Origin of the sequence: Frankia sp. CeD (assembly GCF_000732115.1) — a bacterium.
Classification (GTDB): domain Bacteria; phylum Actinomycetota; class Actinomycetes; order Frankiales; family Frankiaceae; genus Frankia; species Frankia casuarinae.
Genome location: NZ_JPGU01000008.1, coordinates 82,727 through 107,486, shown reverse-complemented (window position 1 = coordinate 107,486; position 24,760 = coordinate 82,727). Strand labels below are relative to the sequence as shown.

The 24,760-nt window shown below is 69.7% G+C and carries 26 protein-coding genes, 1 tRNA gene and 1 pseudogene; 9 read left to right on the top strand and 19 right to left on the bottom strand.

The window, feature by feature from the left end:
- Positions 1-275: 275 nt before the first annotated feature.
- Both CED_RS07800 and CED_RS07795 read right to left on the bottom strand, forming a co-directional pair.
- Positions 276-764 carry a YbaK/prolyl-tRNA synthetase associated domain-containing protein gene (locus CED_RS07800; RefSeq protein ID WP_011437781.1) on the bottom strand — a complete coding sequence of 163 codons (489 nt, stop codon included), beginning with the start codon at positions 762-764 and terminating at the stop codon, positions 276-278.
- Positions 765-1,429: 665 nt separating this feature from the next.
- Positions 1,430-1,792 (bottom strand): hypothetical protein, encoded by a 363-nt coding sequence (locus tag CED_RS07795; protein WP_011437780.1) that lies wholly within the window; start codon positions 1,790-1,792, stop codon positions 1,430-1,432.
- A gap of 393 nt (positions 1,793-2,185) precedes the next feature.
- On the opposite strand from CED_RS07795, the gene CED_RS07790 reads away from it, so the two are divergent.
- Positions 2,186-2,262, top strand: a tRNA-Ile gene (locus tag CED_RS07790).
- Positions 2,263-2,516: 254 nt separating this feature from the next.
- Here CED_RS07790 and CED_RS07785 read toward each other — a convergent pair.
- The 11 genes from CED_RS07785 to CED_RS07730 all read right to left on the bottom strand — a co-directional run bounded on the left by CED_RS07785 (position 2,517) and on the right by CED_RS07730 (position 12,171).
- Positions 2,517-2,720, bottom strand: coding sequence for an AlpA family transcriptional regulator (locus tag CED_RS07785; RefSeq protein WP_011437779.1), 204 nt, complete (start codon positions 2,718-2,720; stop codon positions 2,517-2,519).
- Positions 2,713-4,122 carry a replication initiator gene (locus CED_RS23520; protein ID WP_235186950.1) on the bottom strand — a complete coding sequence of 470 codons (1,410 nt, stop codon included), beginning with the start codon at positions 4,120-4,122 and terminating at the stop codon, positions 2,713-2,715. Before CED_RS23520 ends, CED_RS07785 begins: the two co-directional genes overlap by 8 nt.
- Positions 4,123-4,266: 144 nt before the next feature.
- Positions 4,267-4,815: a hypothetical protein gene (locus CED_RS07775; RefSeq protein ID WP_369807800.1), complete on the bottom strand. Its 549-nt coding sequence runs from the start codon at positions 4,813-4,815 to the stop codon at positions 4,267-4,269.
- 930 nt (positions 4,816-5,745) lie between these two features.
- Positions 5,746-6,207 carry a hypothetical protein gene (locus CED_RS07760; protein ID WP_051868721.1) on the bottom strand — a complete coding sequence of 154 codons (462 nt, stop codon included), beginning with the start codon at positions 6,205-6,207 and terminating at the stop codon, positions 5,746-5,748.
- A gap of 157 nt (positions 6,208-6,364) precedes the next feature.
- Positions 6,365-6,568, bottom strand: a complete 204-nt coding sequence (locus CED_RS25765; RefSeq protein WP_108913229.1) for a hypothetical protein — start codon at positions 6,566-6,568, stop codon at positions 6,365-6,367.
- A gap of 76 nt (positions 6,569-6,644) precedes the next feature.
- Positions 6,645-7,973, bottom strand: a complete 1,329-nt coding sequence (locus CED_RS07755) for a phage terminase large subunit (protein WP_051868716.1) — start codon at positions 7,971-7,973, stop codon at positions 6,645-6,647.
- A complete protein-coding gene (locus CED_RS07750; RefSeq protein WP_152569722.1) occupies positions 7,970-8,548 on the bottom strand; it encodes a hypothetical protein in 579 nt (192 codons plus the stop codon). Before CED_RS07750 ends, CED_RS07755 begins: the two co-directional genes overlap by 4 nt.
- Entirely contained in the window at positions 8,545-8,748 is a 204-nt protein-coding gene (locus tag CED_RS07745) for a hypothetical protein (RefSeq protein WP_023841823.1), read from the bottom strand. The genes CED_RS07750 and CED_RS07745 overlap by 4 nt, the downstream gene beginning before the upstream one ends.
- Positions 8,749-8,798: 50 nt before the next feature.
- Positions 8,799-9,347, bottom strand: coding sequence for a hypothetical protein (locus CED_RS07740; protein WP_035909523.1), 549 nt, complete (start codon positions 9,345-9,347; stop codon positions 8,799-8,801).
- A gap of 2 nt (positions 9,348-9,349) precedes the next feature.
- Positions 9,350-11,809, bottom strand: a complete 2,460-nt coding sequence (locus CED_RS07735; protein ID WP_035909520.1) for a phage/plasmid primase, P4 family — start codon at positions 11,807-11,809, stop codon at positions 9,350-9,352.
- A gap of 125 nt (positions 11,810-11,934) precedes the next feature.
- Complete coding sequence (locus CED_RS07730; RefSeq protein ID WP_023841827.1) at positions 11,935-12,171, bottom strand: hypothetical protein; 237 nt, start codon at positions 12,169-12,171, stop codon at positions 11,935-11,937.
- Between the two features lie 1,044 nt (positions 12,172-13,215).
- Between CED_RS07730 and CED_RS07725 the strand changes: the two genes are divergently transcribed.
- The 6 genes from CED_RS07725 to CED_RS24240 all read left to right on the top strand — a co-directional run bounded on the left by CED_RS07725 (position 13,216) and on the right by CED_RS24240 (position 16,587).
- Complete coding sequence (locus tag CED_RS07725; RefSeq protein ID WP_035909517.1) at positions 13,216-13,923, top strand: hypothetical protein; 708 nt, start codon at positions 13,216-13,218, stop codon at positions 13,921-13,923.
- Positions 13,920-14,750, top strand: coding sequence for a hypothetical protein (locus tag CED_RS07720; protein ID WP_035909514.1), 831 nt, complete (start codon positions 13,920-13,922; stop codon positions 14,748-14,750). The genes CED_RS07725 and CED_RS07720 overlap by 4 nt, the downstream gene beginning before the upstream one ends.
- 213 nt (positions 14,751-14,963) lie before the next feature.
- Positions 14,964-15,194, top strand: coding sequence for a hypothetical protein (locus CED_RS07715; RefSeq protein ID WP_035909510.1), 231 nt, complete (start codon positions 14,964-14,966; stop codon positions 15,192-15,194).
- Positions 15,184-16,044 carry a head maturation protease, ClpP-related gene (locus CED_RS21435; RefSeq protein WP_051868715.1) on the top strand — a complete coding sequence of 287 codons (861 nt, stop codon included), beginning with the start codon at positions 15,184-15,186 and terminating at the stop codon, positions 16,042-16,044. Before CED_RS07715 ends, CED_RS21435 begins: the two co-directional genes overlap by 11 nt.
- Positions 16,045-16,084: 40 nt before the next feature.
- Positions 16,085-16,441: a hypothetical protein gene (locus CED_RS07705; RefSeq protein WP_035909508.1), complete on the top strand. Its 357-nt coding sequence runs from the start codon at positions 16,085-16,087 to the stop codon at positions 16,439-16,441.
- Positions 16,438-16,587, top strand: a complete 150-nt coding sequence (locus CED_RS24240) for a hypothetical protein (RefSeq protein ID WP_160172374.1) — start codon at positions 16,438-16,440, stop codon at positions 16,585-16,587. Before CED_RS07705 ends, CED_RS24240 begins: the two co-directional genes overlap by 4 nt.
- Before the next feature lie 294 nt (positions 16,588-16,881).
- Here the strand turns inward: CED_RS24240 and CED_RS07700 are convergent, their stop codons facing one another.
- The 6 genes and pseudogenes from CED_RS07700 to CED_RS24645 all read right to left on the bottom strand — a co-directional run bounded on the left by CED_RS07700 (position 16,882) and on the right by CED_RS24645 (position 20,865).
- Positions 16,882-17,151, bottom strand: coding sequence for a hypothetical protein (locus CED_RS07700; RefSeq protein ID WP_035909506.1), 270 nt, complete (start codon positions 17,149-17,151; stop codon positions 16,882-16,884).
- Positions 17,152-17,529: 378 nt separating this feature from the next.
- Positions 17,530-19,026, bottom strand: a complete 1,497-nt coding sequence (locus CED_RS07695; RefSeq protein ID WP_035909503.1) for a recombinase family protein — start codon at positions 19,024-19,026, stop codon at positions 17,530-17,532.
- A gap of 128 nt (positions 19,027-19,154) precedes the next feature.
- Positions 19,155-20,033: pseudogene (locus CED_RS07690) on the bottom strand (FtsK/SpoIIIE domain-containing protein); the annotation flags it as partial.
- 84 nt (positions 20,034-20,117) lie between these two features.
- On the bottom strand, positions 20,118-20,453 hold the full coding sequence (locus tag CED_RS07685; RefSeq protein ID WP_035909501.1) for a hypothetical protein: 336 nt from the start codon (positions 20,451-20,453) through the stop codon (positions 20,118-20,120).
- On the bottom strand, positions 20,435-20,692 hold the full coding sequence (locus CED_RS07680; RefSeq protein WP_023841511.1) for a hypothetical protein: 258 nt from the start codon (positions 20,690-20,692) through the stop codon (positions 20,435-20,437). Before CED_RS07680 ends, CED_RS07685 begins: the two co-directional genes overlap by 19 nt.
- On the bottom strand, positions 20,692-20,865 hold the full coding sequence (locus CED_RS24645; RefSeq protein ID WP_023841510.1) for a hypothetical protein: 174 nt from the start codon (positions 20,863-20,865) through the stop codon (positions 20,692-20,694). Before CED_RS24645 ends, CED_RS07680 begins: the two co-directional genes overlap by 1 nt.
- Positions 20,866-21,266: 401 nt before the next feature.
- On the opposite strand from CED_RS24645, the gene CED_RS07675 reads away from it, so the two are divergent.
- Together CED_RS07675 and CED_RS07670 are read left to right on the top strand one after the other, a co-directional pair.
- A complete protein-coding gene (locus tag CED_RS07675) occupies positions 21,267-21,797 on the top strand; it encodes a hypothetical protein (protein ID WP_011437775.1) in 531 nt (176 codons plus the stop codon).
- 2 nt (positions 21,798-21,799) lie between these two features.
- Positions 21,800-23,989: a WD40 repeat domain-containing serine/threonine protein kinase gene (locus CED_RS07670; protein WP_200875386.1), complete on the top strand. Its 2,190-nt coding sequence runs from the start codon at positions 21,800-21,802 to the stop codon at positions 23,987-23,989.
- Positions 23,990-24,760 lie beyond the last annotated feature (771 nt).

The following is a 24,760-nucleotide window of genomic DNA, read 5'->3' as shown; positions in this document are numbered from 1 at the left end:
CCTCGCAAACAGTCGTGGCGCGGAGAGCCCAGGAGAGCCCAGGGCACGCTGAGCCCAGCTGGAAAGGGGTTCACCGGCATGGTCAAGATCTCGGCCCCCTTCGCGGCAGAGATCGATCTCGGTCAGCTCCGGTACCCATCCTTCGCCGGTGGTCCGGAGGTCCGGTGGTCCGGAGGTCCGGTGGTCCGGAGATCCGGTGGTCCGGAGGTCCGGCGGTCTACGAAGGAGTGCCGAGTGCGACGGGCCGGGGCGCTGGCTCCTGGCCGCCCAGGGCGTCAGGCGGCGATGGGCGCGACGGTCGGCCGGGCCAGCACCAGGTAGTCCGAGACGGACAGGGCGACGGACAGGTCGAGCCGTCCGGCGTTGAAGTAGATCTCGTCGTGGATAAGCAGGCCTTCGTCGACGATGAGGTCCAGCTCGGGGGAGAAGACGAACGGGGTGATGGATCCGCTGACGCTGCCCGCCAGACGTTCGGCGACCTCACGGGCGGCGAACGAGGCCTCTCGGCCGCCATACCGGTCGGCCAGCGCGTTCAGGTCGACCCGACGGTCACCGGGGACCACGGCGAGCACGTAGCGCCGGGAACGCCTGCCCGTTGCCACCCGCACCACGAGGGACTTGGCGGCCTGCTGGAGGGGGTGGCCACGCAGCCGGCTGGCGACGTCGGTGTGACCCTCGGGCGGATGCGGGATCATCCGGTAGGACACCGAGCCGGACTCGAACAGATCGGTCAACCGCCGGAAGACGTCTCGGTCGTCACGCATCCGCCCCACTCCAAGGGCGAGTGACGGCAGGTTGGGGGTGGCTCGGACGACAAAGCATTGCGCCTCCGCGGTCAGAGATGGTGAACGGACAGCCGACAGTTACCCGACGGCGCGCATGGCATGGCGCCAGGTCGACCGGGTACACGATTGCGCACGGCCCTTTCAACGCACAACGTTCTGCCTCGATCACCTCGTTGATGGACGCCCGGCTGCCGGCGTGCGGTGGAACGCACTCTTCGCCTTCCGGCCAATCCTCGGCGTTGAGCAGCAGTGGATGGGGTATTCCCGGGGAGCCCGGCCAGGCAGAGCACCGCTTGGCCGGGGCTAATCCGCGGTTTTCAAGCTTACGCCGGGGCCGGTGCGGCGCGAACACCCGACTCCGGCGACAACACGCGTGTTCAACTGCGCCACCGCTGCAGTCGAACATCCTGGTGTTTACCTGGGAACCTTGACGAGACACGACTCGAAAGTCCCACTCGTGATGGGCGGTGCCCGGCTCGCCGTACTCTCCGAGAGGCACTATGAGGTATGAGCCGTTTGTGAAGGCACCAATAGTGACACCCGGCGGTCCCTGCCGGAGCGGCCTTCGTGTCCTCGGTGCCATCTACAGTACAGTCGGCTGGGTTGACCGGCTGGGAGGTGGCCTGAGGTCCGCGCCCTCGCTGTCAGGCGAGGAGGTCGAGGAGTTCGGTGAGTGAGTCGATGATGTGGTCGGGCCCTGCTGTGTGCAGGGTGCGGGTGTAGCCGTTGGTGATGGCGACGGTCTGGTAGCCGGTCGGCGGGGTTGCTGCGGGTGTGGCGGCTGTTGTCGACGACGTAGTGGGTGCGGACCGGCCGCTGATCCGGGACTGGCTGAACCCCTCGATGGAGGAGGCTAGGCGGTCCTGGCTGACATGGTCCCATTTGCGCATGAGCAGGAACGCGGCGTCGAAGTCCCGGCCGCGCAGGGCGTCGGCCGTGTCGTCGCGGTACAGAAGCTCGGCGGAGACGGTGTAACGCTGCCAGGCGGATTCGGGATCAGCGGTCATTCATCGCTCTTCGGCAGGCGGCAGATCGGGACAAGCCGCGTGAGCGGATCAGCACGGTGAGCATAGCCGGGGGATGTCGTCTCGGCATCACAAGTCCGGATCGAGCGGTCAAGCGGCGCCGGACAGGCGCTGACCTGGGCATGTCGCCGGGACGGCGGCGGCGCCGGAATGCCGTCGACCCGGGACGCCGTCGATCCGTGCCGCCGTCGATCCGTGCCGCCTCGGCATTCCGTGGTCGTCCACTTCCGGTGAGTCTTGTTCTTGGGCTCCTCTCCGCGGCCAGACGAGCGGACGCATGCCACCCNGCGGTAGCCGTTAGGCTGTACGTCGTCGATGTCCTCCACGCTGTGAGACGTCCTCCACGCTGTGAGACGCTGGGGGGGATCGATCCAGGGGGCGGTAGCTCAGCCGGTTAGAGCAGCGGACTCATAATCCGTCGGTCGTGGGTTCGAGCCCCACCCGCCCCACCAGAACCCTTGCAGCACAGGCGATTCTCGCGCAGCAGTCGATTTTCCTGCAAGGTCATCCCGTACTTATCCCGTACTTTGAGTGGATCAGTCGACGTCTTTCGATCTTTGTCGTTGCTGGTTTCCGGCCGTCTTCCACTCGGTCTCCGGACGCCGGCCGGACGGGTCGACCTGACGGGGAACATGATGCACGTCATGTTCCCCGTCAGGTCGCCCGGTACGAGGGACGCTGGCCGGGCGGCGTGGGGCGCACAGGTTTACTCGTGAGTCTGGTTACCGCAGGTAGTCAGCCAGGTCGTGACGTCCTGTTCGCGGTAGCGGACGTGCCGCCCGACCTTGAGGGACGGCGGTCCGTCGCCGGTGGTGCGCCATTTGTAGATGGTGTTGACGGGGACACCGAGGTAACGGGCAAGGTCGTGCACGGTCCACAGGGGTGCACGCGCGGGTGTCTGCTCAGGCATCGTCGTCTCCGCCGCGGGTGGTCGGGGTTAGGGTCGCGCGGTGGGATGGGGGTCCGTGTCCGCTCCGGCTGTGTGCATCGATGTCGGGGGTTGTGCCCCGTCCGGCGTAGCGCCAGGTGCTGAGGATGGTGGTGCGGGGGTCGTTGTCGGGGCGGCTGAAGGCGTCGCCGACCGGACGGCCTGCCAGGACGGCGCCGATGGTGCGTGCCCAGGTGCGGCGTGCGGCGCGCAGTGTGCCGAAGGTGGTGGAGTACCGGCGGCTCTTGGAAATCCAGTGTCCGCCCCAGCCGAACGCGTGGGACCAGCGGATCAGAGCGGGGAGACGGCCGGGTTGCCGTCCGGTGGCTTCGTCGAGTGCCGCGGTGAAGTCCTCGTCCTGGCCGAGCTGCCAGCAGGTTTCCACCATCCGCCGGGCGTGGGGGTTGAGGGGGATGCGGGCGAGATGCCCGAGGCTACGTACGGGCCGGTCGAGCAGGCCGCCGGCGGTGACACTCTTGGTGAGGTACTTGGCGAGGTAGTTTGCGATCTTCCCGCTTGTGGCGGGTCCGTCCAGGGTGATGGGGCGTAGGTCATGCTGGTCACCCCAGCGCACGAGGGTCACGCCGCCGGGATGGTTCGGGTCGGGAGCAGGTATGGCCACTTCCCCGAGGACTGTGCGCAGGCAGTGGGCGACAAGCTTTGTTGTCGCCCACGCGGGTGGTGCCACGAGGTCATTCGGGTTCTCGCCGCGCCCGTCGATCCGGATGACGGCGTGTAGGTGGACCAGGCCGCGGGCCTGCATTTCCGCTGCCTTCACGCAGGTGATCCGTATGACGNGGCGCAGNCCGNCCNCCGTCANCCCCGCCGCCGCCGCGACCGCCGATTCCATTCGATCCCGGGTGACCTTCCATAGCATCGGCGCGAGACTGTTCCACGTAACCGCGCCCGGATAGTCGAAGCAGTCCGGGCACAGCGGTGTTCCGAGCAACCGATCCCCGTCCCGGTGCCGGGCGTGGCAGCCCGCCGGCCGTCCATGCGGGCATTCGCCCCGCCGAGGCCGGCACGCCCGCGCCTCGCCCCGCTTCCCTTTGCTGCGGCGGGAGTGCACCGCGCCGAAACTCGGGGCGGTCAACGTCACGAACAGCGCCGGATGACCGCTGACCGTGTCGGGCACGCTCGTGCCACCGGCCAGCCCGGACAGCACGATCCGCCGGGCGTCTCGCTGGTAGAGCTTGGAGCAGGAGGGGCAGACGGAAGCGCGCCGGTTGTTGCACCGCACGTGTACCACCCCGCCCGGCTGTCCGGCTGAGGAGAACGCCCGACGTACCTCCCCGGTCGTGATGTCCACATGATCGGTGTGGCCAGCGAGGCGGATGGGGTGTGTGCAGCCCCCGGCCACCGTCCCTTCACCCGGTTTGGTCACGGTATCGATAGGGCGTGTCACTGTGGGTGGCTCCTTGTGGGCAGGGTCGAGCCGCCCGACGCCGGCAGCGGTGTCCGGGGGGGCACGACGAAGGAGAAAAAGGGGAAGGGTGCCGGGCGGCCGGGGTCCTGGCCGGTGGGTGATTTAGCCGGGTTCGCCGGGGAAGTGGGCTTCCCAGGCCCGCCAGGCGGCTTCGGCTTCGGGACTGCCGTCGTCCGCGTCGATCGACGGGGGTGCGGGGGGTAGAGCGGGGGGTGGAGGTGACCGCCAGCCGCGGAGCGGGATCGTCGGATCGTCTTCCTCCCCGGCTTTCCCGCCGCCTTGGACGCTGCCGGGTGCCCCCGGTCGGGTGCGGCCTACCGGGGGCGGGGGGAAAGCGGTCAGGTCGGGGGTCCAGCCCTGCCCGGCGGTGGTGGGCGGTAGCGCGGCCGGTCGGACGGGCGGGGTTGCCGGGCGGTGCGTCGGGGGCTGCGCGGCGGGTTGGGTGTGGTGCGCGGCCATGGTGCGGATGTCGTCGTCAGCCAGCCAGCCGGCCCGTACCCGGACGGGGGTGGGGTCGCCGTCGACGAGGACGTAGCCGACACCGGGCAGGGCGCGGGGGATGCGTTCGCACCGTGCGCCGCGGTCATGCGCGCCGTTGCCGAGGACCATGTCGGCTTGGTCGGCTTCGGTCATCCGCAGCGCGATGCGCACGGGGAACAGGTCTCGTAGCGGCAGTACCTCTTTCCGGGGGTCTTGGACCGCGCCGACCACGACGACCCCGGGGGCGCGTCCCTGGGCGAGCAGCAGGGACAGGGATGCCGCGATCTGCTTTTTCAGCTTCGGGTNCGCGACATATGCGGTGAGGCTGGCGATGACGTCGGGGCGCTTGTGTCATAAATAGAGCCCACACCCCCCGATCCGGGCTGGTGTGGGCCGAAGACGTCGGTCGGGCGCTCGTGTCACTCCCGACGGGCCTGCCGGCATCGTGCGCGTGCGCCAGGCGTCGCCTCGTGGTCGCACGTGGAGTGATCGAAATAAGGTCGCATGCCCTCCACACCCCCCGACGGNTGGGGAGGGGATGCGGCCGGATCGGGACCACAGAGCCACGTGATCGTGAGGGCCTCCCCCAGGCGGGCGCCCTGCGGGATGTACTGCTCCACCACGCGGAGCAGCTCGTCGGCGGTCGTGCCGCCGTCCAACTGGAGATCCATGGTGTCGGCGGTCTTGTCGACGCGCACCCGCACGCCCACGTGGTCGTTCGTTCGGCTCGCGGTCATAGCGGACACGGTAGCGCGTCGGGAGCGAGCAGGACAGTCGAGGTCGTGCATCGACCCATCTGCACACAGGGTTGGCGGGTGTGGAGCGCAGCACCGGGCCGCAGCCGGCCACCCCGGACGAGCTGATCGGCATAGCCGAGCTCCGGACCCTCCTCGGGGTAGGCAAGGCCCGCGCCTACACGATCACCAGAGNCCGCGCGTNCCCCGCGCCNTGGTACGNGGGCGCGGANGGTCAGACCCGCCTGTGGCTGCGCGCGGACGTAGAGGCTTGGCTCGACACCCACCGCCCCGGTTGGCGCGGCGAGGGCTAATTACCACACCGCCCGAGACGCGCGATGTCCGGGCGGTGTGGGCGTAGAACGGCTCAGGCCAGTCGGGCGCTGATGACCGCGAGGTCTTCGTCTCGTCGTCGCTTGAGCCGCCCGCGACCGTCGCTGGCCAGGTCAGCGGGGCGGAGGATGACCAGGCGGAGACCCTGGGTTGGTATCAGCTCCTCTCTGCGACGGTCGTACAGGGCTCGCTGCTCGCCCCGGTGAACGCCGCTGACCGTCAGCCGGTCGGGTTTGTCGAAGTGGGGTGTCGGCTGGTCGTGCTGGCGCTCGCGGTACTCGACGACCAGGCGGCGGGTGGGCCAATAGGCGTCGACGGGCAGACGGACGCGGCGGCCTGAGGCGGGGCTCGGATCGCCGAGAAGCCAGTCGAAGCGGTGTTGCCGCAGGCCGGTCTCGCCGACCGCCTCGTCGCAGAGGTCGAGCACGTACCACTCGTCGGATTTGGTGCGGGCGCCTGCGCCGTCGGGTGGTGGAGTTGCGCCATCGGGTGACATGGCGGCAGGATCCACCGCACGTCCGACAAACTCGGATCAGCCGTTCCGCCATGTGGCGAGGGTCACTCACCCCTGTGTCATGACTGAGCCGGTCCGTCCGCTCCGCACCCCCCGTCGGTCGGCCTCGGTAGCGAGGTCGGCGGGGGGTGTGGACGGGCTAACGGGGCGGGATGCTGGATGGGGCGATGAACAGAAGAACGGCGGCGATGTTCCCGAACGGTTCGACAAAAACCGCGTCCTCGGGAAGGGCCGCGAGGGCGGCCACGACGTGTTCCCGGTTAGCTCCGGGCCTGATGGTGAGCTGCCATATCCCGTCCGAGCCCGTTGGTTGAATCTGGACAAATGTATGCCTCAGAATCACGTCATCTCCTCGCGTGCGCGCGTGTGATCGCTCAGCACGCTAACGAGGTGGACGCGCGATTCTCGCCACAATCGGGCTATTCGAGGAAGCGAACGCCTGGCCGGGACCGGAGATCCAGCTGAGCGACGACATACCGCATAGCGTCGGCAGCGTGGTCGTTCTCCTTCAGCGGCTCGTCCTTGCGCTCGCCATCCTCAGCGCGACGGGACTTGGACGCCCACACGTATTGCGGGATCTCCTCCGCGAGCCGTCCGGGTTTCTCGCGCTTCGCCAACTCGTGGTCCCGCTCCACGAGGCTGTCTCGGAACACGCGGATGCGGTTGGTCGCGAGCCGCTCCTTCACGGCCTGGATCCCGCGGGACACGTTCTTGGTCGCGGGGCAGGTCGAGTATCCCAACTCCCGCTCCAGCGTCGCCCGATCCTCCGCGTCGTGGTCGCACACCACCTCCAGAGGATCGGCGAATCCGCGAGCCGCCTCCCGGATGGTCTGGCAATGGTCGGCGACGGTTCGGCCGGTTCGGTAGATCTCCCTCACGAGCCACAGCCCGCCGTCCGGATCTTCGGCCCACAACTGCCAGGTGAACGGGTTGACGAATCCGAAGTCGACAGCCCACCGGATGGTCCAATCCCGAGGGATCTTGAACGGATCCACGACGTGGATCGAGTCGTCCCACTCCTCGTAGATCACCCCCTCGGCGGCGGCCCAGATCCCATCCAGATACCGCAGCTTGCGGACGCCGGTCAGCTTGCCGAGCTTCCCGACGATGTAATCCCGCCCGGCCTCGGTCAGGCTCCCGTCCTCGCGGACGTAGACCGGGTTGTCCCGGTGGCGGGACACGATCATCCGCATCCCCTCCTGGTCGCACCGCAGCTTGATCCAGTGCTTCGGGTGGCTCGGGTTACACGCGAGGATGATCTGTTTGTCCGCGAGGGCCGTTCCCCGCAGACGCGAGAACACGGTCTCGTAGGCGGTCTTGGATATCTCCGTGGCCTCGTCCACGAAGATGATGTCCAGCTCCGAAGACAGGAACTTGGTGGGCTGGTCCAATCCGCCCACGATGATGGTCGATCCGTTCTGGTAGCGGTATTTCGCGGCCTCCCGGGGCGAGCCGCCGAACCACGCGACGATCCCCGCGTCCAGGGCCGACCGCACCACGAACCGCTCGAACAGGTTCAACGTGGTGCCGGCCAACGAGATGTTGGTCTGACGCAGAATCAGAGCCTGCGTCCCCGGCACGGCCATGCACGTGAGGTGCACCTTCCAGAGGGCGGCGAGGCTCTTCCCTGTCCCCGCAGGACCGGAGAAGCAGATCTCCGCATCCCTCGCGGTCAGAAGGACGGCGGCCCCTCCGCGCGGGCGGTAGGCGATCGTCCGCGTTTCGGGACGCCCGATGGTCGCGCTCATCCCACACCCCCCGGATGAGCCGGACCCTCCGAGGAGGGGACCGGAGGCGACGCCGTGATGGGCGGGATCGGGCGGCTGAACGCGCGGGACGGCGAGGCCCCCTCGGCGAAAAACTGGAACAGGATGGCGTCGCCGTCCAGCGAGGTCCGCACGGTCATGCCGGTCCGCTTGGCGTGGGCGTACAGGTTGGTTCGCATGTTGGCGGCCGCGACGTCGAAGTTCCTCCCCCGGCGGATGATCCGGACCCGGCCGTCGGTCCACCGACCCCAGGGGTATTTCGTCGCGTGCGTCGCGACGTCGCGCGCGTCGTCTAGGCGGCTCGCGACGGCGCCTGACGGCGACGCCGACAGCCCGTCGCATCGCTCGCGCGTCGTCGCTCGGGGGGCGCCGGGCCGCGCGTCAGCGGCGCGCGGGGCCTTCCCCCGCTCCTGCGGCATCGGCGTCCGCCCGTTCATGGTCTCGCGCTCGGCCTGGCATCGGATGCACCAGACCACCTCGCCCGCGATCGGCGCCCACGACACCTGGTCGAACCACAGGTCGTGCCCGCACGCGAGACCCACCCGGAACTCTCTCACGACGCGCCCCCGTGCTGCGGGCAGCCGGGCGCGTGCGTCCAGGCCAGACCGTCCGGCACGGCCTGAGCGCGGCACTCGGGGCCGTACGCCCCCTCGGCGGCGCACGCGGGGCACCAGTCGCCGAACGTCGGCGTGCCCGGGTGGGTCGGGCATTCATCCGGGGGCGCGGCCTCGCGGGCCGCGCAGTCTTGGCATTGCATGAGGTCTCCTCGGGTTCATGGTTGGCTCCTAACCGGGTGGGCGGTGTGGATCAGGCGCGCGAGAAGTCGAGAACCTTCGGTTCGGCTTTTCTCGGCGGAGGAACAGCGAACTCGAATCGGCCGTCGACTGTGCGGCGGTACTTCTGCTTCTTCGGCGAGGGCGGGGTGGGATTGCCGTACCAGACGGAGGCGACTCGGCTAGGGTTGTAAACCACGAAGTCGTTCCCGTCCTTCACCTCAATCCCACCGAGGATGAGGGGGGATCGAAGGCGGTACGTCTCGTCTCCGAAGGAGGTACGCCAGCCGACAACCTGCTCGATTCGCCAATCGTCGCCGTCGTCGGACACCATCGCCCACCAGCCGGGCTCGGCGGGCTCGTCCCGCGTGGCGTCCTTCGGGTCCTGGATGAAGTTGATGTCCTTCGCCTCGGCGAGGCACAGGCCGTCGGAATGGTGGACGTACCAAAGTCCCTTGCTTTCGGGAGCCCAGGCCACGACCGGGTAGTAGTCGGAGTAGCGGCGAACCTTCTCCCCGCTCCAATCCTCGTGCTGAATCTCGGCGGTCCACCCCGACTGGGCGGGCACGAAATTGTCGGACATGACTAGTTCTCCTTCTCGGGCTTCATTCCGTCGATCCAGCGGAGGCCGGGGATGACGCGGCGCTGCATCCCCGTCTCAGGGTCCTTCAGACGCTTGGTCTTGGGGTTGATCCCCTTGCTCTCCAACATCCCGTTGAGCTTCTCGGTGGAGAGCTTCCGATCGGACCCGGTGTATGCGAGCCAGGCCGCCTTGAGGTCCTCCGTCCCGACGTTCGAGTTGGCCTCGGACGTGCGGACGGTGTACGCCTCCAGGAACTTGCCCACCGCGTCCTTATCGGCGCGGTACTCCTTTACCGCCTGCTCGATCTCGGGTGGTGCGGCGAGGCCCCGCNTACCTCCGCCCCTGGCCTGCCAGTCGAGGCAGCCGGCCAACGCCCACTGAAAGATCCCGGCGGCCTCATCCTCGAAGATCTTTTCCTCAAGCTTGTAAACCTGCTCAGACTGAGGAACGGTGCCGCGGGTGTGGATGATGAGCACACGATTCCAGAGCGCGTCGTCCCCATACCTCAAATCGGGCTCGTTGTTGGTGTCCATCCATAGGGTGAACACGGTCTGGATGTCGACCGCCTTCTCGTACTTCCGGGAAACGGACTTCTTCGAGCCCACACCGTCCATGACGTCTTTGACCAAGGATTCCTGGACCCTGAGGCCCTTCTCGGTCTCAGACCACCTCGCGTACCGCTTGTTGTGCAGGTCCGCCAGGCCGTCATTGTTCTTTCCCTCGCCGCCGCGCTGCCATTGGAACGCATCCCGCTTGACGTTCTTGGCATAGTCCCCGAAGACCCGAACCATGATTTCCTGGAACACGCTCTTCCCAGAATCAGTCGGTCCCTGGAGGATGAAGAACCACTTAACGGCCTCGCCGACGAGCGTGGAGCCTGCGGCCCGCTGGATGAAGCTCGTGGCCTCGCCGGGCCTTGGAACGGCCACCCCCTCACCGGGGAATGTGTCGGCGAGGAACTTGAGCCACTGCGGGCACGTCGGGGTGGGGTCCCACACCGCCCGGCTGCTCATCGTCAGCAGGTCGGCGGGGTCCGACGGACGAGCCAGGCCCGTTCGCAGTTCGACGGTGATGCCATCGGCCAGGACCCAGAGCCAAGGCTTGTTGTCGAGTTCCTCGGCGTGGATCGTCACGCCCCGAATTGACTGGGCCGCCAGGAGGCTCGCCTTGAGTGAGAGGGTGTTGAGGCTCTGCTGTCCCCAGGCGAGGTGCTTCTTGCGCCTGTCGCCCTCCTCAAGGCTCGCGGCCTGGCGGATGAAGTCGCGGCCGAGTTCCTTCATCCACTCAACGACGCTCCCGACGCCATCGCGTCGCCACACCCTGCGTCCGTGGTCGTAGGTGATCCACGTCTTCCACTGGTCGACCCAGCGCACCTCGTGGCCGTGGCGCTCGATGAACCGCGCGGCGTTGCCGGTGTGGGTCAGCTCCTCGAAATCGGCCCACCATGCGCGGTTGCCGCTAACCTCGTCGGCCGCGACGGCGCNAGCCGCGTTCTCTATCTCCCGCGCGAGCTGGCCGTCCGGGTCGCTGCGACCGCCGAACTTCTCGTGGAACGCCGCGCAGTGGTCGCGCAGCACGGCGCCGGCCAGAGGGAGGGCGAGGCCCGCCTTGAGAAGCTCCTTGGCGGCCCTGTGGCAGTCCTCCGAACGGTCGCCCGTGTCGGCCGCGAGAAGCGCCCTCACGGACGCGCTGAGGCCCGCGCGGGCGGCCTCGGCGTCATCGGGCGAGGCCCACTCGAAGGCGGCCCCCTCGGCGGGTGTGGCCTCGGCCGTGTCATCGGTGGGCAGGGNCGAGGGATCGAGCGTCGGGCCGTCGTCCCACAGGAACCGCCCGAGCGCGCCCCGGGGGCCGTTCTCGCCCTTGCGGTTCCGCCGTCCGGGCGGGCGGACGAACGCCGACGGCGCGCGGTAGTCGCCCCCGTTGACGGCCTGGTGAAGCCGCCGCTGTGCGGTTCGGTGCTCGTCGGGCGTGAGCGCCGGGCCGTCCAGCAGCCACGCGGCCTGGTACGAGCCGGGCGACGTCTCCCAGGCGATCGTGGGACGCAGGCTCTCGGGAAGGCTGCGCGGGTCGACCTCGTCCAAGTCGTGGAACAGAACGCGGCTCGGCAGCGTGTCGGCGTCGGTCCAGCCCCGAGTGTCGAGGCGGAACAGAGTCGGGTGCAGGAACACGTCCAGGCCCCACACCCCGCGCAGCCGGAACGCGAGGGACTCGACCGAAGAGGGGTCGTCGGGGTCCCACTCGAATGGCTCCCGGGTCAGCCGGCCGCGCGAATCGGCCGTTCCCGCGACACCGGGCGGCATGGTGGGCAGCGAGGCCCGGCCTCGGACGCCGTGCCAGGCAAAGATCCGGGCGACGACGTGAGCCAGGCTCAGCGGACCGAGTGGGCCTTCCTCCTGCTCGGAGAGACGGCCGATTTCATCCGCCGAGTCGAATTCCAGCGTGGGAATGGTTGACTTTCTCATCAGGGTTGTCTTACCCTCATCTTGTTGGACGTCGCTGCGCGACGTGTGCGGGAATCTCCTTCGGTTGGCTCCTGGCGAATTCCCTTGAAAGACCCTCGGGTTGGTCCCCCGGGGGTCTTTCGCTTTTACGCGGCGGGCGTGTAGAACTGGAACTTCACCACATCGCCGTCGACGCGGACCCTCACTCGCCGCCCCTTGCGGCTGGCTCGCACGGCGAGGGTCACGCGAAACTGGCCCGGGTCGATGTAGAAGTCTTCACCTCGGCGCACGGCCCACACCGCCCCGTCGGTCCATTCGTGCCAGGGGTAGCGGATGGGCGGATGCGTCACCTCTTCGAGGCTTTCGGCGATTCTCTGGGCCATTATTTCCTCCGGGTTTGTGGCGCGCCAAAGGGGGCGCGAGATGCGCGTTCGTTGTGATATACCCATATTATCCGATCCTGATCATGGACTCAACGATTCCTCGCGACGAGTTTCGAAGAGGTTTCTGACGCAGCGTGCTCGGAGGGTAACTGCGCTCGTGACAATCGAGTGTCACCAGGTGTAAACCCCATGAAGGGGGGGTCCCTTAGATGGGTTTACATCCGTTGACACTCGAGTGTCACAGGTAAAGTGACCAGGTGGACACGATGTGTCACTGGCCTCGCGAGAGGGCGGAGGCGAGCCCGACGTCTTTCCGAGCGGCCCGTCAGATGGGGCGGCTCACGACGACCTTACCTCACCGCCCGGAGCTTCCCTTCTCATCCCGAATCCGCTGGCGCCCCCTCACCATCCGGCCGCCTCGCGCGCGTAGGTCGGATCCGGCCTCATCTCCGAGGGCACCGAGGGGCTCGCGTCGTGCGTCGATCGGGGGGNGTGGGGTGGCCTCGCCGGGCAGGCCAGCGGCGACGCTGACGACCGCGTACGCGCGTGACGTGTGATGACAGGGGCGAGCCAGGGACAAGCCCGAGGAACGAGGGCGGGCAGGCCAGCGGACGCGCTCCGACGACGCGCCCGAGGCACGAGGGCAGGCGCTGGTGGGGGGTGTGGGCCTAACAGCCAGGGGCCTCAGCGGTCCACCGCTCATGCCCGAGGGGATGACGCTGCGTGAGCCACTCGCCGTGACGCTGAGTCACTGTGACGCTGCGCGAGGACCGACCCGAGGAACGAGGGCGACGCCAGGCCGGCGTTACCTGTGGTCGACGCTGCGTGCCGATGGTGGGCGATATGGGCGATTCTGACGCGCGATAAGTCTTCTTATGCTGAGTCAGAAACGGCGGTGGCACGGCCGGCGTTGCCGCGCGGCCTCGCCGCTCACGTCGGGCGGNGNGGATCGAACCGGTTGTTTGTCGGTTATCACCGGATGTGCGACAATGAATTGAGGGATCGTCAAGGCTTTTCCCGCACAATCTTTCCAGGAGTTTCGCCGTGTCCGACGAACGCCCCCACGAAGCGGGCGACGAATCCGCCGCTGTCGCGGAGAGGCGTCGGCGGGTTCAGGAGATCGCCGACCTGTTTCGCGCCGAGGGGCGCATACTCGCCGCCGACCGAAGAAAGCTCGCGGAGAAGTGGGGAATGAGCGACGAGAAGTGGGTGGCGTCGTTCATCGGCCGCAACTTCTCGGACATCTTCTATGCCATCTCCGACGATCGGCCCGAGGGTCTCTGGTTCGTGGACGCGCAGTCGCGCATGGCCTCGCGCCAGGCCGACGCCGAGCTTCTGAGCCGCGCCGTTCGGGAGGCGTGGGTCAGGGGGCAGAAGCTGCCCAGCCGGCTCGTGGATGCGGTCGAGAACATGCGAGCCAACGCCGCCAAGGAGCTTGGCCAGTACCTTCCGCCCGAGCCTCCGCGCCCGGCCCCGGTCGAGTTCCACATCGAGGTGGACGGCGCGAGCCTCGCGGACATCGCCCGGCCAGCCCTTCCCGCGGGCGACGCTCCCGCGCTTCCGCCAGGCCCGTCTGTCGGCGTCGGTCATCCGCCGGCTGGCGAGCCCTCCGAGGCCACACCGCCCGACCAAGCTCCGAGTGGCGCGGGGCCGACGTCGGGCGGTGTGGCCGCCCCTCACGAGGAGCCAACTCCCGAACTCGCCCCGGCTGAGGAGCCGTGGGTCAACGTCTTCGACCGGGAGGAATTGTGATTCCGATTCGGGCGGCTTCGCCGCCCTTCGACCTGCGCGGCACGGGGGCTCAGATCGGGGCGCCCGTCCCCGGCTGGTTCCAGGCTTTCAAGGAGCATTGGATCGATGGCGATCCGGGCGGAATGACCCAAGAGCGGATCGACGAGCTGAACGCCATTCTCCGCCGCGCGCAGGAGAACCCGAGCGGAGCCGAAGCCCGGCAGATGCGCGCCGTGGCCCGGCGCCGCGAGATCGAAGCCGCCGCGCGGAGCGCCTTCCTGCGCTTGTTCAGCGACGGCAGCGCCCGGCTGACGGAAGACCACCTCCGCGACGCCGAGGCAGAGGCCGCGACGCTCGACCCCGACATCGACGGCCTGGACCGCGCGGTGGCGCTGTACCTCGTGGATCTGGTGCGCGAGCGGCTCGCGAGTCAGGCTGAGACCGACGCGCGCCGGACCGAGTTCGCTTCTCGGCTCGGCGAGATCGACGCCAAGTTCGACCGCTTGGACGCCGAGGCCGCGAAGGCGGTCGCCGCCGCACGCGAGGCTCTGGCCGAGGCGGGCCGTCGACTGGAGGCCCGGCGCGACCACCTCGCCGACGTGCGCCGCAGCATGGTCGAGAAGGGCATCCCGGCCGAGGATCTCGGCCGCGCCGACGTCGATCCGCGCGCGGTGCTCTCGGCCCTGGCCGGTGGCCGGCGGCCCACAACGCTGCCCGCACGGATCGCCGACGCGCTCGGCCCCGTCACCTGGGTTCGGGGCCGCGCCCGTCACGACCCCTTGGCGCCGCTGCCCCGCGCACGACGCGCCGACCCCGACGCGCCCGTCGAGCGTGGGGTGCGGATCTGATGCGACCCCGCGGATCGGCCGACGACCCGCCCGACAACGCGACGCCACCGGGGGGTGTGGACCAGACCGAGCGACCCGATCCCCTCGCCGAGCTGACCCGCTGGGTTCAGCGGGAGCAGGCCCGCACTCCGAGCGCGGCGAGGGGGACACCCCGCCGACGCCGGCCGGGCCGACGCGGACGGGGGCGGGCCACGGGGACCCGGGGGCGGCGCTGTGCCTAGCGGCCTGCTCAGCGTCGCCGGCCTGGCCTGGATCGCCGGTCTCGTCACGGCCGCCGTCTGGGTTCTCGCGGGCCTCGGCTGGGGTCTTCTCGCGCTGGGCCTGGTGGGCGGGCTCGCGCTGCTGTGCGTCGACAGCCTGTTGGACGAGGACGACGACCCGGAGACGCGCGAGCGCGTGCGGATGGTCTCGCGAGCTTTGAGGAGAACCCCCGATGGGGACTGACCGGTTCGACACCGAGTTCCGCCGCGTGTTGCGCGAGGCGTTCGCGGATGGGGCACGGGAATCCGCCGAGCGGCCTGGTGACGTGCTGCGCCAGGCGTTCGCCGAGGCCAGCCGCGACGCGGCCCGCCACGCGGTCTCGGGCGGGGTGCGCGCGTCCGCCGCGCTGGCGCTGGCTCCGGCCCGGGAGGGTCTCCGCGTGGTGAACCGCGCGAGCCTCACCGCCGACGTCTGGCTGATGGACGAGATCGGATGGGGCGGTGTGGACGCCGCGACGTTCGCCCGCGAGCTGTCCCAGATCACAGCCCCGGCGGTGACGCTGCACCTCAACTCGCCGGGCGGGGATCTGTTCGACGGCTGGGCGATCCGCAACGCGCTGCGGAGCCACCCGGCCCGGGTGACGGCCGTCGTGGAGGGCCTCGCCGCGTCCGCCGCGTCGGTCGTCGCCACCGGGGCGGACCGCGTCGTCATGCGGCCGGGCAGCCAGCAGATGATCCACGACGCGCGGTCGGGATGGGGCGGGGGTAACCCCGAAGAGCTGCGGCGCACGGCCGACCAGCTCGACCGGCTGAGCGACGACATCGCCGCCGCCTACGCCGCCCGCGCGGGGGGCGACGCCTCCGCCTGGCGCGATCTCATGCGGCGCGAGACGTGGTTCTCGGCCACCGAAGCCGTCGCCGCGGGCCTCGCCGACGAGGAGTCGGAATGNCCNCNCCCGCCGATCGTGTCGTCGCGGAGGCCGAGCGGATCGCGCGGCGCGAAGCCTGGGCGGTGTGGGCCGAGACGCGCAAAGCCCGCCCGCTGCGCGGCTCGTTTCTGGGCCTGGCCTGGCGCAGCCTCCACACCGCCCTGACGACGCCGCCCGCGACTACCACCGGCAAGGAGAATCCCTGATGGCTAGCTTTCCCGTCGACCAGCTCACCCCGCTGAGCGCGACAGACCGACGTCGGGTCGCCGACCTCGCGACGCGACACCTGACGCTCCGCCAGGAGATCGCCTCGCCGCTCGGCCAAGCCCGCCAAGCCCTCGCCGATGCCGCGCGCAACGGGACCGAGGCGGCGACGGTCGACCTGGCTGTCCTGCGGCGCGACGCGCTGGCGGGCCTCGGCGTCGCGCTGCACAATCTGGCACGGGATGCCGGCGAGTTCTGGCCGTGGTTCGACGTCGTCCGCGACGAGTGCGACGCCCGGGCCTCAAGCAGCGGCGTCGGAGGCCCGACGTTCGCCGAGACGACCGGGGTTGGCCGGTGAGCGAGGCCCCGCCCAGCCGAGAGGATCGGCCCGACCTGTACGACGACCGGGGCCGGCTCGCGAACGACTGGGCGCGCCGGCTGCGCAACGGGCGGACCGAGGAGGCTCGAACCCACGACGCGCGATGGATGAGCTTGGAGCCCTGACGCGACGTCAGACGATGGCTGATCTGTGGTCAGATCATGGCTTGCTTGTGGTAGCCCTCGACCCTCACCGGGCGGGGGCTGCTCAGCGCTACAGCCCGTGAGCGCCCGAGACGCTCTGTGACGATGCGCCCGCGTTGCCCCAACGAACGACACGCGCGCGATGCTTTGGCTCGTCAGCGTCGACCTGAGGCGTCCTTAAGGAGCTGCCTCGCGTCGTACGTCGCGACGTCGCGCAGCGAGGCCACCGAAAAGCCCCCGCACTCGGCGGGGGCCTCGGTAATTGGGCGGTGTGGGCTACACGGTCTTGGCCCTCTCCCGGCGGCACGCGGCGCGGGCGGCCTTGGTCTTCGGGTGCGCGCAGTGCTCGTGCGAGGTGTTGACGCGCTTCGGCTTGGCCTCGGTCGTGGGGGCCTCGGTCGCGGTTGGCTCCACACCCGCCGGGGCTTCATCGACCGGCGCGGGGGTCGGCTCCTCGGCCGGCGCAGCCTCAACGGCCTTGGCCTTGGTGGTGGGCTTCGCGGCGGCGCGACGACGCGCGGCGGGCTTGGCGGTGGGCTCGGTCATTTCAGGCTCCCTCGGTCGCTGTGGGCGGTGCGAGAGCAACGTAGGAGACATCGACGCCCGTCTAAAGGACGACTTCTGTGACGATCCGTGGAGACTTGACCGACGGGTCGTGACGGGACCGACCAAAGTGCGGATGACCTCGGCCTCGCTCGGCGTGAGCGGCACCGAGGCCAGCTCACGCGCGCGCTGCGCGGCCGCACATGCGATGTCGGGGGGTGTGGAGCTAAGAAGGGGACGGACGGGCACCGTGGCTCCGGGCAGGCCGACAGATCACCCCTGCTGAGTGATCCGCCCTGTTCGCTGCCCGGGCTAGGGTTCCCCGCTCTTGAGGCCGGGGGAGGGCCTGCCTACGACGTTACGCGCCGCGCGCGGGGATCGTCAGCGGCGGTCGATCACCACGTGATCGGTCGTCCCCCGCTTGCCTCGGCCGATGGGCAACAGGGNGATCCGCACCAGCGCGGATATCGTCGCGCGCCGCTGCGACAGCGTCATCACGTGCTCCCAGTGGTGCGCGATGTCCTCCACGTCCAACAGGCCCTCGGCGACCGTCGACCGGGCGAGGGCCGTCTGCCGCTGGCGGTGGCGCGTCAGGTCGTCGCGGATCTGGTCAAGCGCCGCCCGCCTGGCGATGGCCGTCACCTCGTCCATCGGGTCGTCCTTCGCCATCAGGACGCCTACGGCCGCCGCGCGGGCCTGGCAAGCCTCGATCTCGGTCGCGACCTTCAGCACCTCTTCGGCGTCGGGCGCCTCGGCCGCCACAAGGTTGTCGATCACACCGGGCTCGCCGAGCAGCCTCACCACGGTCTCCTCCACGTAGGCGTCGACCGGGTCGGCCGCGTGACGCAGGCCCCGGCATCCGCCGCGCTGCTTGTCCGGGCAGATGTAGCCCCGGGACTTCGGCCACGGCTGGTAGCCGCTGGGCGTCGGCTTCGCCCCGGGCCGACATGTCACCGTGATCTCGCGGCCCTGGGCCAGGCACTTGCCGCACAGGGCGATCCCGGACAGCAGGTGGACGTGACGGTTCGTCCAACCCTCGGGCGCCGTGCGTCCGGAGAACATACCGACAAGCTTGAGATGGTCGGCGTAGCTGATGATCGGCTCCCACTCGGCCTCGCCGTAATCCACACCCAACAGCACGCTGCGGCCGGCGATCGCCGGGTTGGTGAGGATGTCGCGCAGAACGGACACGGACCACAGGCCGCCCGTCCGCGACCGGCCCGGGTGGAGCGTCGGCACGCCTCGCTCGTTGAAGTCCTGGACGATCGAGTACAGGGTCTCGCCCCTGAGCGCCCGGGCGGCCATCTCGCGGATCACCGCGGCCTCTTCCGAGACGATCAACCTCCGCTTGTGGTGCTTCGGCGCGGTCGGGTCCGGGCGGTAGCCGTAACAGCGTCCGCCGATCGGACGCCCCTCCTTCGCCGCCTGCAGGTGGGAGTCAGACACCCGCGTGGCGAGCTGCTCGACCTCGTGAGCGTCGACCTCGCCCATGATGCCCGCGACCATCCGGCCGGCGGGTGTGGAGAAGTCGAGATCGGGACCTTTGGTGCACACCAGCCGGACGCCGTGCTTCGCCAGCAGCTCGTATGTCTCCATGCGCTCGCGTCGGGTGCGGACGAACCGGCCGGTCATGTAGATCACGATGACCTTGACCTCGTCTCGCCGCACGGCGGCCATGAGCCGCTCGAACTCGGGCCGCTCTCGGCCCTTGGTGGCGCTCAGGTCGTTGTCGACGAACGACCCGACGTGACGCCACGAGGGCTCCCGTCCGATGCGGGCCTGGCTGTCCTCNGTCTGCCTGGCGACGCCCTTGGCGTCGTTACCCGGGTCGCTGCTGATGCGGGCGTAATCCGCCGCGCCGATGAGTTGATGTCGCACTGTCCCTGATTGTGACACAGCGGGGCAGACGTCATTTCGTCGACCAGGACGATGATCAGCGGATCATCGGTGGACGGTTTGTGCAGCCGGGAGACCCCGCGTAGCCGGCCGGTGCGCCGGTTCATCACCCGGACCGCGTCCGCGAGTAGATCCGCGATCGATGGGGTGTCGACCGCGAAGCGGTGAAACAGCGGCTCGCCGAACGCTAACTCCATGCCACCTTTGGGATCACAGGCCCAGATTTCAACCAGGCCGCCACGGATCGCCGGGGCCAACGCCCGGATCGTCGACCACAACACCGATCCTTTGCCCGCGCCGGTCGCACCGGCGACGAGGACATGCGAGCCGCGCAGGGGCAGCAGCCAGGCCGTGCCGTCTTCCCGGGCGCCGATGGGCAGCCGGTCGAGATCACCAGGATCGCCGGGGGGAAGCAGGTCCGCGCGGATCGGTCGGCCCAGGACTTCCCGGTGCACCAGGACCGCGCCGACCCGGTCGGCGCGGGCAAGGTTCGGGGAGATCCGCAGTTCCCGGAGTTTTAACGTGGCGGTCAGCCGGGGTGCGGCCTGCTGGAGGTCGTCCACGGACTGTCCGGGGGCGAGGGTGATCCGCAGATGCCAGCCGGCCGCACCGCGCCAGGCCCGGCGAATCCGTGGTGTTCGCAGCACGGTGTGCCTCGTGGTTTCCAGGCCGCAGGCCCGGCAGGCCGCCGCCCACCGTCGGCGTAGCCGCCCGCCGAGCAGCCAGCCGAGAACGGCAGCGCGCAGCCGCGGCACTCCGGCGACGACGAGCACCAGGCCGACGAGCAGCCCCCGCCCGCCGACCGGCCCGAGGGCATCGACCGCCCGCCGGTAGATCAGCAGCGCGAGGACAACGGCGAGCGCTTCCCGCCACCACGAGGCGACGTAGCGCAGCCCGTAGCGCAGCAGCAGTTCAGGGACGGACGGCCGTAACGCCAACCGAAATTGATCTTTTCTGATTCGGCCCTGCCGGACCCGCAGCACTGCCATGACAACCGTCCCTCACTGAACCGGCGCAAGGAGCAGCCCCGGGGACGGCGGCACCGGGTCAGGGATGCCGCCCCCGGCAGACCGTCAGCTCTTCGACGCCGGGGNCGGGTTCGGGGTGGGAAGCGGACGGATCGCCTGTGCGCTCCAGGAGATCCCGTGCCGCTCGCCGATCGCCCACTGCGTACCGATCAGGCCGACCAGGGTGACCGGCATCCCGACCTGCACCCGCGGTGCCTCACCCGCCACCTTCACCTTGATCACAGATGCGGTGCCGTCGTAGGTGACCGCGACCTGCACCCCGTAGACCGGCAGGCCGTCACGGTTCGCCTTCTGCTTGCCGTCCAGATCCGTTTCCGGCATCGCGCCGCTGACCGCGACGACGTTTTCCAACAGCGATTCGTTCACCGGGATAGCGCGCATGACATCTCCTTATGCAACGGGGAATAGCCGAAGGACAGGGAATAGGACGCTTGCATGGTCGTGGTGCACGGGTCAGCCGCGGTCACCAACACCGGCGTGGGAGTAGACGCGGACCGGTCCATCAATGCGATAGCTAGGGACGTGGCGAGGGACAGGAAGAACAGTCCCGCCGTCCAGAGCACCAGCGCGGCGACAAGCAGCCGCCCATGCCGCCGGTCGACCGCGCCAGGACGTGCCATCAGCGGATCACCCGGGAAGCCAGCCAGAACACCGCGGCAACGATCATCCCGACCAGGACGACAGGCACCAGGGCAGACACGTTGGAGAACAGAAACAGGCCCAGGTACAGCACCCAGAAGAAGACCACTATCCGCCAAAACCCGTAGGATGTGCGGACGTAGTAGCGGGGCATAGTAAATCAGCCTCCACACAGAGAAGATCAGGCGAGGGGCGGGAAACGCGGACCGCGTTCCGTGTTCCTCNCTCTGCCCGCCGCAGCGGCCACGCGAAAGGCACTGAACCCGGTATTTCCACGGAATCTGCACGGACTATCCCCGGCAGCGGACACGGAGCCGGCCCGGAGCGGAACCGGAGTCCACACGGATCATCCACGGTGCCCGGGATGCGCTGTGCACGGATCAGCCCCGGAGGTGCGATCACAAGCCCGGCCAAACACCCACGCAAACCAGCAGCGTGACCGGCCTGTCACGGGCCATCATCGGGACGGGCTCAGCCCGGAGCAAACACGGACACAACCCGGAGTATCCGCGGAGCCGACCCGGAGTCGGCATCGACAGGAAGGAACGAACGCCGATGACGGCCCCCCACGAACCGGATCGCGTTGACCTGCTTCGCACCCTGCTCGATGGCTGCTTCAAGGTCGGTGTCCGCCATCCCGCCGACCTTGCCAGCTATCCCGAGGCACGGCCCATGCTGGACATGCTCAGCCCCCCGCACCCCGGCCTCAGCGAGCACCGGCGTGCCCTCGCCGCACACCGGATGATCCTCACGGCCGTGCAGGCACTCGGCAGCCCCCGCGGTGACGCCGCCGCCGCCCTACTCGGTCTTGTTCCCGGCCGGTCCGGTACCGCCGCCACACGCACCGCCCGCCGCGACGAGGCCGCCGCCCACTACGGCGGCATCTCGGCCGACTGGTTCCAACGCCGCCACGAAGCAGGCGTCACGCTCGCCCTGGCGATGGAGCTAGACCAGCAGCTACGCGGCCAGGAGGGCACGACCCGCACCGACCCGCAGCGCCGCAGCCGCGCCATGACCCCACCCCCACCCGCCGCCAGCTTCCAGCCTCGCCCGACACCGACGAAGACCCCGACCGGCCAGCCCTGACCATGCCCCAGCCTGCCACGGCGCTTCGTATCGACGACCCCACCCACATCGGGGTCTACCGTCTGCGCGGCCGGTTAGGGGTCGGGGGGATGGGCGTGGTCTACCTCGCCGAGGACCCGCACCATCATCCGGTCGCCGTGAAGGTGATCCGCGTAGAGTTCGCCGCCGACCCGGAGTTTCGCGCCCGGTTCCGCCACGAAGCGGAAGCCGCCCGGCGGGTGCCGCGGTTCTGCACCGCCGCCTTCCTCGACGCCGACCCCAACGCCGAACGGCCCTACCTGGTCACCGACTACGTGCCCGGCCCGACCCTCGCCCAGGCCGCCCGCCGCCCGTTACGCGGCGCCGAGCTGGAACAGGTTGCGGTCCACATCGCAGTGGCGTTGACGGTCATCCACGGCGCCGGAGTCGTCCACCGCGACCTCAAACCGTCGAACGTCATACTCTCGCCCACGGGCGCTCGCGTCATCGACTTCGGCATCGCCCGCGCCCACGGCATGACCATGTTCCACATCGACGAGCAGATCGGCACCCCCGCCTACACGGCCCCCGAAAACATCGACGGCGCCCCACCCGATCCGGCCGCCGACATCTTCGCCTGGGGCGGTGTCGTCCTCTACGCCGCGACCGGCCAACCCCCCTTCGGGGACCGATCATCCGAACTACTCCTGCACCGCATCCGGTACGACCATCCCACCCACCTAAACCAGCTTCACGGCCGACTACACGACACCGTCACCGCCGCCATGGCCAAAGCCCCCGAGCAGCGGCCGACCGCCGAGCAGCTATACCGGATGCTCACCAGCACCCANCCCCCAACNCCNCCCCCCGCCGCACCCACCCGGCACGGCAGGCAGGGACCGCAGCCCGCCCCACCACCACCGGCAATCCCCCCGCACTACGCCCGGCCCATACCGCCGGCTCGCCGAACCCGGATCACGATCCTCGCCACCGCGACCGCCGTGGTCCTCGCCGCCGCTGTCCTGCTCATCACGGACCGCCCCCGGCACNCCCCGACCACGGCGAACCGCCCCGACCGGCACGGCGCCGCCGCGATCCTCGCCGACCAGGCCACCACCGATGATCCGGATCTCGCGGTCCGTCTCGCCGTCGCCGCCTACCGGCTCAACCCCGACCCGGCCGCGCGCATCGCCCTGCTGGCCGCCGCCGCCCGAGGTCTGCCCCCGCTGGCAACGTTCCGCCACAGCGGCAAAATCCTGTCCGTCGCCATCAGCCCGGACGGGCACACCCTCGCCACCGGCAGCGCCGACCACACCGCACGCCTGTGGAACCCCACCCACCCCGACCAGCCGGTAGCCACCCTGGGCCACGACGACGGGGTGAACCACGTGGCGTTCAACCCCGCCGGCACCCTGCTCGCCACCACCAGCGACGACACCACCATCCGCCTGTGGAACATCACCGACCCCCACCACCCCGACCAGGTCAACACCCTCACCCTGCACACGGGCGGAACCCCCTACGGCGCCGCGTTCAACCCCGCCGGCACCCTGCTCGCGATCAGCACCTCCACCGGCGCCGTGCTCCTAATCGACATCACCGACCCCCGCGCCACCTCCACCCTCGCCACATTCACCCCCCACAGCTACATCGCCGGAAACGTGGCGTTCAGCCCCGACGGCCACACCCTTGCGACGGCCAGCCTTGACGGCACCGCCCGCCTATGGGACGTCACCGACCCGCGCACCCCCCGACCATTGGCCACCCTCGCCCCCGGCCCCACCTTCGACGCCACCTTCAGCCCCGACGGCACGATGCTCGCCACCGCCCAGCAGGACGGCACCACCCTCCTGTGGACCCTCACCACCCCCACCCAGCCGCAGCCCGCCGCCACCATCCCCGAAACCGGCATGACCACCACCGCCGTCTTCGCCCCCGACGGCACGACGCTGGCCACCGCCAGCACCGACGGCACCGCCCACCTGTGGGATCTCACCAACCCGCGCACCCCCCGCCCGCTGGCCACCCTCACCGGCCACACCGGACCCGTGGAAACCCTCGCCTTCGACGGGACGATGCTCGCCACCGCCGGTGACGACACCACCGCCCGCCTGTGGGATCTCAACCCCACCAGCCTCACCCGCCGCGCCTGCACCACCCCCACCGGCCGACTCAGCGAAGACGAATGGCACCGCTACCTCCCCACCTTCCCCTACCAACCCCCCTGCCCCTAACCCCACCAACCCGCCCGGAACAGGCCGCCTACCCCACCCGGCAGGGAAAGACCCCGGGACCGGCGGCAGTCGGGGACGACAGCGCGCGGCCCGGGGTCGCTCGAAGGATGGGAGGACCCCGCCCGGTGTTGGGGGGCAGGGCAGGGTCCTCCCCGCAGTGACAGGCAGGCGGACCTCTACCCGTCACAGATCTGTGGGTCACCGGGACCAGCACGCCCGCGGCAGGTCGACCACGCCGAGAAGCAGGCGGACAGCCACAGCAGGCCTACGAGGATCAAGACCGGCGGGGAACCCGCAACGGGCCGGTACTACCCGCCCGGGCCGCCTGGCTCCCTTGGGGNGGTGGCCGCAGAGCCATCGTCACCCCTGCCGCCCGGGGCGCGATGCCGTTCATGCAGCCTGTCGAGAAGCGCGACTNCCCGGTTGAAAGCATCCACGTCACGGGTGAGACCCGGCAGGTCCAACCGGGTATCCGCCAGCACCTGATGGTACCGCCCGTCCCGCAAACCGTGCGCGAGTAGATACACTACGGCGTCCGCGAGGGGATGCCGCATGTTATGCGCGGCGGACCCGGCGAGAAGTTCCACCGTCCGGCCGACCACCAGCCCGATCAGGTCCGCGTTCCGCCCGGGATGCTCCGCTCGGATACGGGCGGTCAACGCCAACTCCAGCCGGGCCACGAAGGACTCATCAAGCCCGGACCCCNTGTCGGACTCAGGCCGGTCGGTGCCGTTCACAGCCGGTCCCCCGCTGTCAAGGCCGCGTACCGGG

Excerpts from the sequence above, each read along its gene's own strand:
- CED_RS07700 (WP_035909506.1), bottom strand. The coding sequence starts at position 17,151 with ATGACCGAGCCCACCGCCAAGCCCGCCGCGCGTCGTCGCGCCGCCGCG.
- CED_RS07680 (WP_023841511.1), bottom strand. The coding sequence starts at position 20,692 with ATGGCACGTCCTGGCGCGGTCGACCGGCGGCATGGGCGGCTGCTTGTC.
- CED_RS07755 (WP_051868716.1), bottom strand. The coding sequence starts at position 7,973 with ATGAGCGCGACCATCGGGCGTCCCGAAACGCGGACGATCGCCTACCGC.
- CED_RS07795 (WP_011437780.1), bottom strand. The coding sequence starts at position 1,792 with ATGACCGCTGATCCCGAATCCGCCTGGCAGCGTTACACCGTCTCCGCC.
- CED_RS24645 (WP_023841510.1), bottom strand. The coding sequence starts at position 20,865 with ATGCCCCGCTACTACGTCCGCACATCCTACGGGTTTTGGCGGATAGTG.
- CED_RS07675 (WP_011437775.1), top strand. The coding sequence starts at position 21,267 with ATGACGGCCCCCCACGAACCGGATCGCGTTGACCTGCTTCGCACCCTG.
- CED_RS07800 (WP_011437781.1), bottom strand. The coding sequence starts at position 764 with ATGCGTGACGACCGAGACGTCTTCCGGCGGTTGACCGATCTGTTCGAG.
- CED_RS07760 (WP_051868721.1), bottom strand. The coding sequence starts at position 6,207 with ATGTCACCCGATGGCGCAACTCCACCACCCGACGGCGCAGGCGCCCGC.
- CED_RS07785 (WP_011437779.1), bottom strand. The coding sequence starts at position 2,720 with ATGCCTGAGCAGACACCCGCGCGTGCACCCCTGTGGACCGTGCACGAC.
- CED_RS07705 (WP_035909508.1), top strand. The coding sequence starts at position 16,085 with ATGGCTAGCTTTCCCGTCGACCAGCTCACCCCGCTGAGCGCGACAGAC.
- CED_RS07745 (WP_023841823.1), bottom strand. The coding sequence starts at position 8,748 with ATGCAATGCCAAGACTGCGCGGCCCGCGAGGCCGCGCCCCCGGATGAA.
- CED_RS07730 (WP_023841827.1), bottom strand. The coding sequence starts at position 12,171 with ATGGCCCAGAGAATCGCCGAAAGCCTCGAAGAGGTGACGCATCCGCCC.
- CED_RS07740 (WP_035909523.1), bottom strand. The coding sequence starts at position 9,347 with ATGTCCGACAATTTCGTGCCCGCCCAGTCGGGGTGGACCGCCGAGATT.